At 61.2% G+C, this 13922-nt stretch carries 16 protein-coding genes; 11 read left to right on the forward strand and 5 right to left on the reverse strand.

What is annotated here, in order from left to right; translation table 11 throughout:
- Positions 1-159, forward strand: a 159-nt coding sequence (locus tag DWV00_RS32300; RefSeq protein WP_147298026.1) for a phosphate acyltransferase, incomplete at its 5' end; no start/stop codon positions are given.
- Here DWV00_RS32300 and DWV00_RS32305 read toward each other — a convergent pair.
- Entirely contained in the window at positions 119-1105 is a 987-nt protein-coding gene (locus DWV00_RS32305; RefSeq protein WP_115537692.1) for a helix-turn-helix domain-containing protein, read from the reverse strand. The two genes, DWV00_RS32300 and DWV00_RS32305, sit on opposite strands and share 41 nt — an antisense overlap.
- Positions 1106-1199: 94 nt before the next feature.
- On the opposite strand from DWV00_RS32305, the gene DWV00_RS32310 reads away from it, so the two are divergent.
- The 7 genes from DWV00_RS32310 (at position 1200) to DWV00_RS32340 (ending at position 6475) form a co-directional block, all read left to right on the forward strand.
- Complete coding sequence (locus tag DWV00_RS32310) at positions 1200-2447, forward strand: DUF1479 domain-containing protein (RefSeq protein WP_115537693.1); 1248 nt, start codon at positions 1200-1202, stop codon at positions 2445-2447.
- Between the two features lie 93 nt (positions 2448-2540).
- On the forward strand, positions 2541-3944 hold the full coding sequence (gene dbpA, locus DWV00_RS32315; protein WP_115537694.1) for an ATP-dependent RNA helicase DbpA: 1404 nt from the start codon (positions 2541-2543) through the stop codon (positions 3942-3944).
- Positions 3945-4051: 107 nt separating this feature from the next.
- Positions 4052-4633: an RNA polymerase sigma factor gene (locus tag DWV00_RS32320; RefSeq protein ID WP_115537695.1), complete on the forward strand. Its 582-nt coding sequence runs from the start codon at positions 4052-4054 to the stop codon at positions 4631-4633.
- Positions 4634-4649: 16 nt separating this feature from the next.
- A complete protein-coding gene (locus tag DWV00_RS32325; RefSeq protein ID WP_115537696.1) occupies positions 4650-4964 on the forward strand; it encodes a hypothetical protein in 315 nt (104 codons plus the stop codon).
- Positions 4961-5257, forward strand: a complete 297-nt coding sequence (locus DWV00_RS32330; RefSeq protein WP_115537697.1) for a 4Fe-4S dicluster domain-containing protein — start codon at positions 4961-4963, stop codon at positions 5255-5257. The genes DWV00_RS32325 and DWV00_RS32330 overlap by 4 nt, the downstream gene beginning before the upstream one ends.
- Positions 5258-5298: 41 nt before the next feature.
- Entirely contained in the window at positions 5299-5535 is a 237-nt protein-coding gene (locus DWV00_RS32335) for a hypothetical protein (protein WP_115537698.1), read from the forward strand.
- A 160-nt stretch (positions 5536-5695) separates the two neighbouring features.
- Entirely contained in the window at positions 5696-6475 is a 780-nt protein-coding gene (locus DWV00_RS32340; RefSeq protein WP_115537699.1) for a phosphoribosyltransferase, read from the forward strand.
- A 73-nt stretch (positions 6476-6548) separates the two neighbouring features.
- On the opposite strand, the gene DWV00_RS32345 is transcribed toward DWV00_RS32340, so the two are convergent.
- Positions 6549-6923, reverse strand: a complete 375-nt coding sequence (locus DWV00_RS32345; protein ID WP_115537739.1) for an NUDIX hydrolase — start codon at positions 6921-6923, stop codon at positions 6549-6551.
- Positions 6924-7169: 246 nt separating this feature from the next.
- On the opposite strand from DWV00_RS32345, the gene DWV00_RS32350 reads away from it, so the two are divergent.
- On the forward strand, positions 7170-7628 hold the full coding sequence (locus DWV00_RS32350) for a hypothetical protein (protein WP_115537700.1): 459 nt from the start codon (positions 7170-7172) through the stop codon (positions 7626-7628).
- A gap of 143 nt (positions 7629-7771) precedes the next feature.
- Here the strand turns inward: DWV00_RS32350 and DWV00_RS32355 are convergent, their stop codons facing one another.
- The gene (locus DWV00_RS32355; protein ID WP_245965124.1) at positions 7772-8728 is read right to left on the reverse strand and encodes a LysR family transcriptional regulator; all 957 of its coding nucleotides are present in this window, start codon (positions 8726-8728) and stop codon (positions 7772-7774) included.
- A gap of 197 nt (positions 8729-8925) precedes the next feature.
- Here DWV00_RS32355 and DWV00_RS32360 point away from each other — a divergent pair, with 197 nt between their 5' ends.
- Positions 8926-9471 carry an NYN domain-containing protein gene (locus tag DWV00_RS32360; protein WP_115537702.1) on the forward strand — a complete coding sequence of 182 codons (546 nt, stop codon included), beginning with the start codon at positions 8926-8928 and terminating at the stop codon, positions 9469-9471.
- 65 nt (positions 9472-9536) lie between these two features.
- Here the strand turns inward: DWV00_RS32360 and DWV00_RS32365 are convergent, their stop codons facing one another.
- Together DWV00_RS32365 and DWV00_RS32370 are read right to left on the reverse strand one after the other, a co-directional pair.
- Positions 9537-11876, reverse strand: coding sequence for a two-partner secretion domain-containing protein (locus DWV00_RS32365; RefSeq protein ID WP_245965125.1), 2340 nt, complete (start codon positions 11874-11876; stop codon positions 9537-9539).
- 377 nt (positions 11877-12253) lie between these two features.
- Complete coding sequence (locus tag DWV00_RS32370; RefSeq protein WP_115537703.1) at positions 12254-12703, reverse strand: helix-turn-helix domain-containing protein; 450 nt, start codon at positions 12701-12703, stop codon at positions 12254-12256.
- Positions 12704-12774: 71 nt separating this feature from the next.
- Between DWV00_RS32370 and DWV00_RS32375 the strand changes: the two genes are divergently transcribed.
- On the forward strand, positions 12775-13842 hold the full coding sequence (locus DWV00_RS32375; protein WP_245965131.1) for a trans-sulfuration enzyme family protein: 1068 nt from the start codon (positions 12775-12777) through the stop codon (positions 13840-13842).
- Positions 13843-13922: the final 80 nt, after the last annotated feature.

The following is a 13922-nucleotide window of genomic DNA, read 5'->3' on the forward strand; positions in this document are numbered from 1 at the left end:
AACATCGCGATCGGGCCGATCCTGCTCGGCGCGGCCAAGCCCGTGCACGTGCTGACCGAATCGGCGACGGTGCGCCGCATCGTCAACATGACGGCGATGCTCGTGGCGGATGTGGCTGCTATCCAGGCTTCGCCCGCTTCGGCAAAACAGCTCGGTTGACTTGGCCCGCGCGTTCGCCGCTTTCCAGCGAAGGCGATCTGGCTTCGAGCGGCAGCGGATCGTCCGCTGCCTGGCTCGCCCCTGCAAACGCTTTCCGATAAGCGGCGGGTGCGGTTTGCTTCATCGCACGGAATTGCCGATTGAAGTTGGCGGCGTTCGGAAACCCCGAGCGCGCGGCGATGACGGATATCGGCCACGAGGTACCGGCTAGCATCCGGCACGCGTGGCCGATGCGAACACGATTCAAGTACTTGCCGACGCTTTCGCCGAGGTGCTGAACGAAGTAGCGATTGAGCGTCCGCTCGGAAAGCGTCGCTGCATCGGCTAGCTCGCGCAATGTCAGGCGCTCGGCGAACCGCGCGTCGATGACGCTCAGCGCGCGGTTCAGACGTTCGGGCTCGTAGCCTGACGGCCGTCCCACCTGTTCCTGATCGAACGCGGCCGGGGAGGCGAGCGGCGCCGCTTCCATGTCCGCCAACTCGCACAAGACATCGAGTACGACGCTCAAGCGCTCCCTCGGCGACTTCGACAGCAGGCGGTCGAGCCGCCGAACGACGGCCGATCGGGCCTTTGGAGCGAATGCGAGGCCGGATGCTCCGCGGCGCAGCAGCGTTCGAAGCGGCTCGTATTCCGGGCAGCAGTCGGCGATGCGGCGCGCCCAGTCGCCGCTGAACCAGACGACGATCGCCACCTGTGGGACCCCCGCGTCGATCGATTTGTTCGAGGCCCACGTGTGCGGCAGGTCCGGCGGCACGAGCACCAGATCGTTGCCCTCGTACTCGGCCACCGAGTCGCCGATATAGCGCTTGCCTCGGCTGTTCATCGTGAGCGTGAGTTCGTACTCGGGATGGTGATGCCATTCGAACGGTATCCGCGGCAGTTTCCGGTGGTAAACGCGGATGGAGCATCCCGCATCCATCGTGACGTGTTCGTACGTCGGCTTCATGTCTGAAAGCGCAAAGAGATTGTCCTAATCGTATCTCTTTTAAAGCGTGCCCGCGGCTAATCTATGCCCACTACCGGACATTTGGAGACACCCCGTGGAATCCCTGCATATCGAAGACCTGCCGGCCGCCATTCGCGCGGCGAAGAAGCAATTGCGCGAGTGTCTTCCCAACTACAAGGCCGTGTTCGCTCAGGTCGAGGCCGACATCCGGCGCAAGGCCGATGTCATCGTGGAAAAGCGGCGGCGCGGCGAACCGGTGATTCCGGAAATCCGGTACGCGGACATCGCGGCGGGGCAAGTGAGCGAGGCTGCGATTGCGGCGATCAAGGATTGCGGCGCATGCGTGGTGCGCGGCGTATTCGACCCGCAGCGGGCAGCGAAGTGGGATGAGGCCATTGCCGACTACGTCGACAGCAATCGTCTGGACGGAAAGCTCGCGCATCGGGCGGAGGACAAGTATTTCGGCGATCTGGCATCGAGCAAGCCGCAAATTTACGGCATTTACTGGTCCGGCCCGCAGATGGAGGCGCGCCAGTCGCCGGAGCTGACGGCCACGCGCGTGTTTCTGAATCGGTTATGGAAATGGGAGAGCGAAGGGCGGATTCACTTCGATCCCGAGCGCGCGCCTGCGTACGCCGATCGCCTGCGCCGGCGCCCGCCCGGTTCGGAGTCGCTCGGGCTCTCCGCGCATTGCGACGGCGGGTCCGTCGAGCGATGGCTCGACGAGAATTTTCGCCGCGTCTACCGGCATGTGTTCAGCGGCGAGTGGCACCGCTACGATGCGTTCGATGCGGCGTACCGGCCCGAAGCGCGCGAGATCCCGTCGCCGGCCGTCTGTTCGATGTTTCGGACGTTCCAGGGGTGGACAGCGCTCACGCAGCAAGGGCCGGGCGACGGCACCTTGCAGCTGGTGCCGATCGCGAACGCGATGGTTTATATCCTGCTGCGGGCGCTACAGGACGACGTTGCCGACGATGATCTGTGCGGTGCGATGCCGGGCCGTGCCTTGTCGATCAATTCAAAATGGCACGCACCTTTGCAGGAAGCGCTGTCGTCCATTCCGCTGATGCAGCCCGGCGATACGGTTTTTTGGCACAGCGACGTGATTCATGCGGTCGAGGACGCCCATCGCGGGACCGGCTACAGCAACGTGATGTACATCGCAGCCGCGCCTGGGTGCTCGAAGAACGACGAATATCTGAAGCGGCAATTGCCGGCCTTCCTGAAGGGCGAGAGCCCGCCTGACTTTCCGGCCGATCACTTCGAGACTGACTTCTCCGGCCGGGCGACGGAGGGCGCTCTGACGGAGCTTGGAAGACAGCAGTTGGGGTTCGACCTCTAGCCGGCTGCGGCGAAGCACGGTATTCAAGGCGGCCTCGGGCGCGATGTCGGATGCGATAATGCAGCCTTACGGCCGCATAGAACGACGCACGACATGACAAACAAACCCACAGCTACATCCTTCAGCGAGCTCCCGCTCGCGCCCGCCGTGCTCGCCAATCTAGATCGGCTCGGCTACGTCGCCATGACGCCGATCCAGGCGATGAGCCTGCCGGTCGCGCTCGCCGGGCATGACCTCATCGCGCAGGCCAAGACCGGCAGCGGAAAGACCGCGGCCTTCTCGCTCGCATTGCTGGCACGGCTCGATGCGCGCCGCTACGCCGTGCAAGCGATGGTCCTATGCCCGACCCGGGAGCTTGCCGATCAGGTCACGCAGGAAATCCGCCGCCTCGCGCGCGCCGAGGAAAACATCAAGGTGCTGACGCTGTGCGGCGGCACGCCGATGGCGCCGCAAACCGCCAGCCTCGAACATGGCGCGCATATCGTCGTCGGTACGCCCGGCCGCATCATGGATCACCTGGAGCGCGGCACCCTTGGCCTCGATGCACTGAATACGCTCGTGCTGGACGAGGCGGACCGGATGCTCGACATGGGCTTCTACGACGATATCGCGAAAGTTGCGAGTCAATGCCCCAAGGAGCGTCAAACGTTGCTGTTCTCCGCGACCTATCCGGAAGGTATCGCCAAACTGAGCCAGCGATTCCTGCGCAACCCGAAGGAAGTGAGGCTCGAAGAGCGCCACGACGACACTAAAATCCGCCAGCGCTTCTACGAAGTGACGGAGGACGAGCGGCTGCACGCCGTCGGCCTGTTGCTCAATCACTATCGTCCCGTGAGCACGCTAGCGTTCTGCAACACGAAACAGCAATGCCGAGACCTGCTCGACGTGCTGCGCGCGCAGGGCTTTCATGCGCTGGCATTGCACGGCGAACTCGATCAGCGGGAACGCGATCAGGTGCTGATTCAATTCGCGAACCGCAGCTGTTCGGTGCTGGTCGCCACCGACGTCGCCGCGCGCGGTCTCGACGTGGCTCAGCTCGAAGCGGTCATCAACGTCGACGTGACGCCCGATCCCCAAGTGCACGTGCATCGGATCGGCCGTACCGGGCGTGCGGATCAGGAAGGCTGGGCTTTGAGTCTGGCCAGCATGAACGAAATGGGGCGGGTCGGCGGCATCGAGCAGGCGCAAAAGCGCGATGTCGAATGGCATCCGCTTGCCGAACTCGAGGCCCCGGACACCGCACCGCTGCGGCCGCCGATGGAAACGCTGCAGATCCTCGGCGGACGCAAAGAGAAGATTCGTCCCGGCGACGTGCTCGGCGCGCTGACCGGGGAAGCCGGCTTCAGTGGCGCACAGATCGGCAAGATCAACGTGACCGAATTTTCGACCTACGTCGCGGTCGAACGCAGCATCGCGCGCGAAGCGGTGCGCAAGCTCAGCGCCGGCAAGGTGAAGGGCAAGAAGGTGAAGGTCCGCCTAATGGACGATTGGCATTGATATGCGCTGATATGCGTTGATAGGCCGAGCCGGGCGGCAATAAATAAAATTTCACGATCGAGCCGCCCGCACCACAATATTTCGCCTCCCGGATCGTCATCACGGGTATGGCCCCACCGAACACTCCACCTCCGTTGACCGAGCAGAACCGAGAGATCGCCGACGCGATCGCTCGCGAGCGCCCGCGGCTGCGCAATTTCATCCGCCGGCGCGTCATCGATCAAGACGAAGCCGAAGACATTCTTCAGGACGTTTTCGAAGAACTGGTGGAGGCTTGGCGGCTGCCCGACCCCCTTGAGCAGGTTGGCGCGTGGCTGTTTCGCGTGGCTAGAAACCGAATCGTCGACCGTTTCCGCAAGAAGAAGGAAGTGCCTCTGCCCGATGTTGCGGCCGATACGGACGAAACCGACGGCGAGTATCGCCTAGATCTCGCGTTGCCCTCGGCCGATGCCGGACCGGAAGCCGCTTACGCACGCGCGGCGCTGCTCGATACGCTGCACGCCGCGCTCGACGAGTTGCCCGCCAACCAGCGGGAGGTCTTCATCGCCCACGAATTGGATGGGTGCAGCTTCAAGGAAATGGCGGCCGCGACCGGCGTCGGCATCAATACGCTGCTCGCGCGCAAGCGATATGCGGTGCTGCATCTGCGCGAGCGTTTGCAATCGTCCTACGACGGACTCGAGATTTGAACCGAAGGAGAGAGAAATGAAGTTTCGCCGGAAATTATTGATCAAGGTGCCGCTGATCGTGCTGATCATCGTGGTGGTCGGCTGGATCGTCATGAGTTTGTGGAATTGGATCATCCCGACCCTCGTGGTCGGCGCGCATGCGATCGATTATCCGCGCGCGATCGGCTTGCTCGTCCTTTGCCGGATCCTATTCGGCGGATTCCGCGGACGCGGCGGCTGTCATCGGCACGGGCATTGGCAGCACTGGCAACGGATGACCGAGCAGGAGCGCGAGCGGCTTCGCAATGATTCGGCACCGGCACCGCGCGGGAGCGAGGGGACCGGCCTATGACACGGAATGTCTCGGCTTCCTGCAAACAGGAGCCCGGTGTCATCGTGCCTAGCGTCGATTTCGCCCGCTGCGAAGGCAAAGCGGATTGCGCGGCCGTCTGTCCCGAGAATGTATTCGATATTCGCCGCATCGATGCGACCGACTACCAGAAGCTGCGCCCATTGCAACGGTTCAAGCTGCGCGTGCACGGCATGAAAGTCGCCTACACGCCGCGCGCGGACGCGTGCCGAGCCTGCGGACTATGTGTATCGGCGTGCCCCGAGCATGCGATCACGCTCGTGAGGATGCGCTGAACCTGAATAACTCGCCCTACATCTCGGCGGAGGAAAAGCCCATGCTGAGTCCACATGAATTGTCCACGTTGATGCTCGTCCGTAGCGCGCCCGACCAGATCGACATGACGCGCGTCGAACTCGATACGCTCATGGATTGCCGGCTCATCTCGCTCGAGTCGCCTGTCGGCGAGCGGCGCCGTCCGGTACTGACGTCGGCCGGTGCGCATCTGCTGGATGCCGCCGCACGCCTGGCGGAAATCGGATTCGACGACGAGGTCGATTTTCACACGTTTTGAATCGCACTCATTGTCGCGTTCGTGGCGCAATCGAGCCGCAATATCGTAAGATGCCCGAGTAAAGCAAGATGACGCCTGAGACGGCGTCCAATTGGAGTGAGGCTGTTCCGTCAAGTCGGTTGGTCGGCTATTTTGCGTCCTTGAATGGGGTGAAAGATAGATGGACACGGAATTTGCAAAATTCCCCGCCTACTTCTACGGATACGACGAAATAGAAACGTTTTGTCTATCCAAAAGAGAGGAGTTGGTCGAGGATCGGGTAGGCTTGATTTTGGGTGTCTTGCGCGGAGGCGGCATTCCTGCGCTCATGCTGTCCCAAATGTTGGGCGTTCCCGTGGATTTCGTGTACTACAGCCGCCGTGAAGCCCGGGCTGAAATAAAGAATGAGGAAGTGTTTTTCACCATTAACGCTTGCGTCGCGGAGGGCAAGAGGATTCTGCTCGTGGAGGATATGGCGGGCGTCGGACGAACGCTGATCAATTGCCTGGAATATTTGCGTTCCTTGGTCGAGGATCAGTCTCTAATCAAAGTGCTCACGCTGGTGCACCACGAAAATAGCAGGGCGAGACCTGACTACTGCAAAGACTGCTCGGGCGTTCGCGCGATTTTGCCGTGGGAGAGATACGTCACCGGCAGCCTATGCTTGGATGATTTCGTCCAGGTGGGGGAGGCGTTGATCGACGATCAGCGCTACAAAAAGACGCTGGCCATCCACGATCCCGCTATTTCGATGAGCTTGCGGCGCGAGTGGGTGGTGGACTGTCATTTGGAATTCGATGGTGACTACAATTTAACCTTGGAGGCGGTCGAAACCATCGGGCCCGAGGAAATTTACTGTAATAACGAGTCGTTAATAATTTGGTTATTGAATAAATTTCCGTTTGTTGTGATGTATAAGGTGATCGACCAAAGAAGATATAGAATAAGCCCGCTGGATTGAGCGTTGAGTGGCCTCCGTGCAATCGTTGCGCACGATCGACCCCCGTCGCAACGCGACCCGGTCGATCGCAAGGCTACTTCCTGCGCCGCTGACCGATGAGCTTCACGATATCGGTCGTCGGCCGGCTGGTGATGAGGCGAGCGATGTCGTCCACGTGAACCCAGCGGCACCGGGATATTTCGTTGCTCGGGCGCGCTTTGGCACGATCCGAAATTTCGCAGAAGAACACATGGTGATGCTTTTGTTTGCCGCGGAAGTCGAACAGGTGCCTGGCCGACTTCCCCGATAGTTGTGTTTCTTCCTTGAGTTCTCGGAGGGCGGCGTCCAAGCGGCGTTCTCCGCGCTTGAGGATCCCGCCCGGCAAAGCCCACTTCGATTCAGATTGACTGCGTGCGACCAAGAGGATTCGCTTACCTCTGCGACAGATCACGGTGGCGCGTTTCTTCAAACCGAACTCCTGCTTATGCTCCAGACGTTTTCGAGGCACGCTCGAGGCGACGGCGTATCGGGCGATCCCTGACATTGCCGAGCATCCTAATACAGAACGGCGGAGGCTGGCGATATAGGGAAGCGAGGGCGATGCGCCGCGCGACATTTTCCAGTATTTCATCAAGATGTCACGATCTTTGCGTGGCTCCCGGTGCGGTAAAAACAATATATACTGTATATACCGTTTCTAGACCGAGAGGTGACCATGACCGCCGAAGCCGCAAGCAAGACCACCAAGAAGACGTCCCGACTTCCGAAGCCGCAAGCGGCGGAAGTGGACGCAACGAAATCCGCGAAGCCCGCCGGGGAAGCCGAAGCGGGCAAGTCCAAGCGCGCGAAGTCCGTACCGAAGTCCGCACCGAACGGGACGCAGGCCGTTAGCGCAACCGCGGACGCCGTCGCCGGTGAAGAGTCCGGAAAGGGCAAGCTCAAGCGCGCGAAGAAAGAAAAGGTCGTGCGTGACAGTTTCACGATGCCCCAGACCGATTACGAGCGCATCGCGCTGCTCAAGCGCAAGTGCCTCGACGCCGGCGTGGCGGTCAAGAAAAGCGAATTGCTGCGCGCAGGCCTCCAACTGCTGGAAGCGGCGCCGCCGAAGCGCCTGCTGGCAGCGATCTCGGCGCTCGAAGCCGTGAAGACGGGCCGCCCCGCCAAAGGCGAATGAGGCGCGCCACGTGCGCGTAGCCCGAGGGTGCCGCCCGTTGTCGTGAGACTGTCGGTCGGCACCGTCGCGCTTCCGGCCACCAATAGGAGGGAGGGCGCCTGCGTTCTCCCAGCGAGGTATCCGGACGAATCTTCAAATCCGCGTCACGCTGCGTAAGCGCGCAACGCGTTCAGCGGGATGTGCAGCCTTTCGTCTTTCGCGAACGCTTCCTGCAGATAATCGAGCGTTGCCTGGACGCGTGGCGCCAATAACGCCCGGTGCGGATACTGCAAGACCATCTCGTAGTTCCCGGGCTGATGCTGCCGATGGAGCACGACCTTGAGCGCCCCTGAGCGAAGGTGCGCCCAGGCGAGATGGACGCCGACCTGGGCGATCCCCGCGCTATCGCATGCGGCTCGAACGAGCGATTCGGGCGCGGACAACGTGAGTACCGCGGTGTCGCTCGGGTCGAACGTAGTCAGGCTGCCGTCTTCCGCCTTGAAACTCCACGGCGAAATCTGACCGCTTAGGAACCGCCGCGCGATCACCCTGTGCGCACGCAGTTCGTGTGGCGCACGCGGCACACCGTGATGCGCCAAATAGTCCGGCGATGCAACCAGCACGCGATTCAAATGAAAGATCGGGCGCGCGATCAGAGCCGAATCCGGAATGTTTCCGCCTCGGATCACGACGTCGTAGCCCTCGCGGACGAGGTCGACCACTCGATCGTCGAAATCGACGTCGACCGACAGCGCCGGATAGCGCGACAACAGTTGCGGCAGCACGGGCATCAAATGCTCTTGGCCGAAGGCGACGCTCGTCGAAATTCGAACGCGTCCGCTGGGTGCGGCCCGCTGTGCGGACACGGTATCGATCGCCGTGTCGAGCGCATCGAGGGCGACGCGAGCTTGCCGAAGAAAGGCGCTGCCTTCTTCGGTGAGCTTGAGCGTTCTCGTCGTGCGGTTCATGAGGCGCACACCCAATGCCTTCTCGAGACTGGCGACGTTTTTACTGACCGCCGCCGAGGTCACGCCGAGCACGCGCCCTGCCGCGGCAAAGCTGCCCGCGTCCGCGGCCTGGACGAAGGAAAGAATCGCACGGACGCGTTGAGTCGAATCCAAGCCGTTCTCCATTGATCGATTAGCGCGCCAAGCACGCGGGCAATCGGCGTGCTTGGCGAAGGCTTCATTATCAACCTTGAGTGGAGAGCGGTTAAACTCGTTCGTCACTACCGGCACCGGCGTCAACTTACTTATCCCGTGTGGCACGCGGCGCGGACCCAGAAAACAGTTGAGGAAGCACGTAATACGAGGCAGCTATGGCAGGAAAAACAGTTTGGATCGTTGACGGTGCATATCTTTACAGCTACGGCAAAGGGCGACCGAACGGTGTCGACTACCTCAAGCTGAAGAATGAACTCGAGGCCGCAACCGGAGAGGCGATCTACGAGTCCTACTACCTGAACTCGACGCCCGATCCGGCGACCGATGCGTGGGACGGGTTTCACACGTGGCTGAAAAGTGCGCCGCCTCGCGGGCCGAAGATGCGAGTCCAGCTGTACAAGCTCAAAGACCTACACCTGAAATGTCCGAGGTGCGAGAACCACTTCGACCGCCGGGTTCAAAAGGGCGTCGACGTTGGCATCGCGACGTTGATCATCAGGCTGGCCGTCCAAGGCGTGTATGACCGCCTCATCTTGACTGCCGGCGACGGTGATTTCGAGGACGCCATCTCCTATATCAAGTCCGGGCTGCACAAGGAGTTCTGGCTCAACGGCGCGCAGAACTCCTTGTCCGCTGACCTTCAATCCTACGCAGACCATGTTTTGTGGCTCGATGGCATGGTGCCGGCGATCGATAAATAGCGGTGCTTAAAGCGTTGCGCCGAGATCAGCCCTCCGTCTTGCTGTCGACGAAGGGCTGAGCGCTTTTATTGCGAAGCAGGGGAGCTGACTTGCCACGCCAGCACGGGGTGCGTCGCGCCGGCGGGCATGACCCAATCGCCGCCGGAGCCGAAGTTCCAACCCGTGAAGCTTGCGGGGTTGCTCATCTGAGCGGTGGTGAGCCCGTTCGAGGCTGCAACCGGGGTGCCGGATCCAACACCGATCGCCGCTGTTGTCGTGTCCTTGTTCCAGTACACATCGCTTGCGATCGTGCCGCTGTTCTGTGCGGCAACGCCATCGGGGGTTCCTCCACCGGTTGCGAACGACTGGCTGATTGTCCCGTGGTTGGTATTCACGAGCGCTGCGCCATTACCGCAATAGTATTCATTGCACCCGATTCCCACCGAGCCCGTCGCATAAGATTGAGTAATCGTCCCATTGTTGGTGCCGACGAGCCCCCCTGGGCTTCCGACGGAGCTTTCGCCGTGAGCACCAAAGGCCGCCGCCGACACCGACCCCGAGGCAAATGATTGGCTGACGAGGCCGTCATTCTCGCCGACAAGCCCGCCCATCGGCCCGCCGGCGTTGTTCGTGGCGCTGCTTGACGAACGCAAGATGGTGCCGTGGTTGACGCCCGCGATTCCACCCGCCGTCGTGGAATCATAGAACCAGCCTCCGACGCCGAGGCTGCCGGACGTGTTGACGCGCAAGATGGTCCCTTCGTTGTCGCCGGCCAGGATTCCTTCGACACCAGACGATCCGAAGTCGTCACCTTGGTTCATGAACACGCTGCCGTTGACGTTTAGGTCGCGCACGATCGAACCTTGACCTAGGGACGAGAACAAACCCACCGTCTGTCCGCTTTGCCCTTGGATCGACCACGAACTGATCGTGTGCCCCATACCGTCGAATTGGCCCGCAAACGATCCTAGGGGGTTTATGCTATTTCCATTTGCGTCGATGTCTTTTCCGAGCGCGTAGTTGCCGGCGAGATTGTTCCCGATGTTCTCGAGGTCGGCCAACGCATTGACGAGTTGGTAGCCCGTGAACTGCGTGCGCAGGCCGCTGTAGGCCGGGGCTGTCCATGACGTGTTAGCGAGCTGCGTGCCGGCACGGTAGCTGCCGTTTAGATCGTAATAGGCACTCACGCTGCCGGTGCTCTTGGACCAGTCGATGGCACTGAAGTTGGCGACGGTGCCGCCGTTGTCGATCGCTGTTGCATCCGCGCGCAAGGTCAGGTTGCCGGTGCCTCGGTTCTTGACGACTCCCTTGTCGATGTACACCGAGTGATAGGCGGCGAGGTTGAGCGACGCCGCGCCATGCCAGGCGAGGTTCGACGCCACGTCGATGTTGCCGCTTTGACCGGATGCGCCCGTCGTTTGCAAGTTGATGGACGTGCCGGCATTAAGGCTGTGCGAGAACGCGAGCGCAGCGGTATCGCCGATGACGAAGCTCGGCGTGGTGATGTTCCAGACGCCGGCCGATACGGTGGGGCCGCAGTCGCACAGCATCAAGTTGCCCGCACTGATATCGACGGTGCCTCCACTGCGATCATGGTTCTTCGCTTCGACCTCGCCGCCGAAATCCACGGTGCCGGTATCGGCCACGAGCCAGATGTGGCCGTCACGCGTGGTGGTGCCGGTGGCCCGGAGCACTTCGTGGTTGCCCGAAAGGGCGAAGATATTGCCGTCGGCCGCTTGCAGGCTGATTTGCGCTGCCTTGATGGCCCCTGTATTTCGCACCGTGCCTTCGCTGCTCGTTTGAACGAAGACTTGCTGGCCGCTCGATGAATCCTGCAGCAGGACCTGTCGGCCCACATCTAGCTCGGCCGTGCCCTTGCGGGCAGAGATGCTGCCGAAGTTATCGACTTCATTGGCCGAGACGAGAAATACGTCGCCGCCACTCGAGCCGATCTTGCCGAGGTTGATGACTTTATGATTCGAACTGCCAGTTAACGTCAGCGGTGCGTTATTCATGAACGCGGTGTTATCGGCATCGAGCGTTGAGGCGACGAAGCGTCCGCCAGTGGAGACGGTTCCGGTCGGGCCGACGACGATGCCTTGCGGATTGATCAGGTAGACGCTGCCGGTGGCCGTGAGCGCGCCTACGATGAGAGAGGGATCGCCGCCGGTGACGCGGTTCAACGTAGCGCCGGAGCCGTTATTGAAGTTCACGCGGTGGCCGCCATCAATCGAGAAACCATCCCAATCGATCACGCCGCGTGAGGTGTTTTGATTGATCGTCAGCGTGGTGCCGGCGCTGTTGCCGGTGATCGAGCCGCTACCCGCAATGAAGTGCCCGCCGCTGGGCAGCGAAGGCGTACCGGCGTTCGCCAATGAAGGTGCACCACACAGTGTCGCCACCGCGCTCAGCACAAACAACATCATTGGCTTTAACTTAACAGAAGAGTCAGTACTCCGTATGCTATTCATCACACCCACCCCTCATCAGTATGGTTGAGATTCCCTTTCGGAATGCCTGTTCGAATTCACCCTAATTAAATAAGAACTATACTTTCATGAAACTGGGCGGGTAACAATATGATCAACGGATTGGGGGTGATTGTTAAATATCATTTCGAAGGCGGGTATTTATGATGGGATGTCGCTTTTTTGTGCCTTTGATTTAATGGAGTGTCGATAATTATGAAAAGCGGGTGGAGGAGCGGAGGAAGGGGAAACGCTTCCGCCGAATGGCCTGAAATGAATATCCTAGCGGGGGCTCGGAGAGAGCCGCGGGAGAATGGCTGGCGGCGCCAGCCCTGCTATCGCTTCACGAGAGCGAGCACATAGACGCACGCATCTCGCGTTTGATTGACGAAGGTACACTCGACGGGCGGCCCAAGCTGCAAGCAATCGCCCGCGTCGAGGACATGGGCCGTGTCCCCTTCCTCGAACACCAACGTTCCCGGCGTTACCCAGATTTGCTGATGATGGAAGGTGAAAGCCGAAGGCGGATATGAAACGCGTGTGCCCGCCGGTAAGCTGACCTCTACCAACTCGAGCACCGAACCATTCAAAGGCGAAATCACGCGCCGCGTGTAGCCCGTCTCGGGATCCTGCCAAACCGGTTGAGTGCCGGCTCGGCTGACCCTCAAGCCGGCTTGCTCCGCCAGCGCGAGCAATGTCGAAAGCTGTAATCCGAACGCGCCGGAGAGCCTGCCCAGCACCGTCGCGGTAGGGCTCGCTTCGCCTCGCTCGATCTTGCTGATCATGGCCTTCGACACGATTCGAGACCCTTGCCGTTCACGCCGGCCACGAGGTCGACCCTGCCACCGGTGCGGTCATTGCGCCGATTCATTTGTCGACCACCTTCGAGCGCGGCGCGGATGGCAGTTATCCGCACGGTTTTATCTACACGCGCAACCACAACCCGAATCGCAATGCGCTCGAAGCCGCATTGGCCGCTCTCGAGGGAGGTGCCGCCGCCGCCGCGTTCGGTTCGGGCCTAGCCGCGGTGACGGCCATCTTCCAAGGACTGCAGCCGGGCGATCATGTGGTGGCTCCCGCCGACATTTATCACGGCACGGCCAATGTTCTGAAGCATCTTTTTGCCAAGTGGGGGATTGAAACGAGCTTCGTCGACATGACGCAGTTCGACGAGGTTTCCCGTGCCCTTCGTCCGGCGACGAAAATCGTATGGATCGAAACGCCGTCCAATCCGCTGCTTCAGTGCGTGGACATTGCGGCGGTGGCAGACCTCGCGCATCGAGCCGGGGCACGCGCCATCGCGGACAACACGTTTGCGTCGCCCGTGCTGCAGCAGCCGTTCAAGCTGGGCTGCGACATGGTGATGCACTCGATGACGAAGTATCTCGGAGGGCGTAGCGACGTGCTCGGCGGTGCCGTCATTGGGCTCGAGCAAGACGAGACGTTCGCTCAAGTGCGCCAGGCGCAACTGTTCGGCGGCGGCGTGCCGTCCCCGTTCGACTGTTGGCTTGTGATGCGCAGCTTGCCGACGCTGGCTTATCGGATGCAGGCCCATTGCGCGAATGCGCGAAAGATCGCAGCCTATCTCCACGAGCACCCCAAGGTTTCGGTCGTTCATTATCCGGGGCTGCCAGATAACCCGTACCACACGTTGGCGGCTCGGCAAATGAGCGACTTCGGCGGGATGCTGTCGTTCGAAGTCGCGGGGGGAAAGGACGCCGCGATGACTGTTGCAGGCCACGTCGATCTTTTCACGCGGGCGACGAGCCTCGGCGGAGTCGAAAGCCTCATCGAGCATCGTGCGTCGATCGAGGGGCCCGAGAGCAAGACGCCGCAGGGTTTGCTTCGCGTATCGGTGGGGCTCGAGAACGCCGACGATCTCATCGACGATTTGGCGCAAGCGCTCGAGCGCGTCGGTCGATAGCATTCGGATCGATGGTTTTGCACGCATTCGCAACACTCCGACGCGGCGCCGGTACGTCAATCGATGTTCGAATTCGTGGC

Origin of the sequence: Trinickia dinghuensis, from assembly GCF_003367175.1 — a bacterium.
In the GTDB taxonomy this organism is placed as follows: domain Bacteria; phylum Pseudomonadota; class Gammaproteobacteria; order Burkholderiales; family Burkholderiaceae; genus Trinickia; species Trinickia dinghuensis.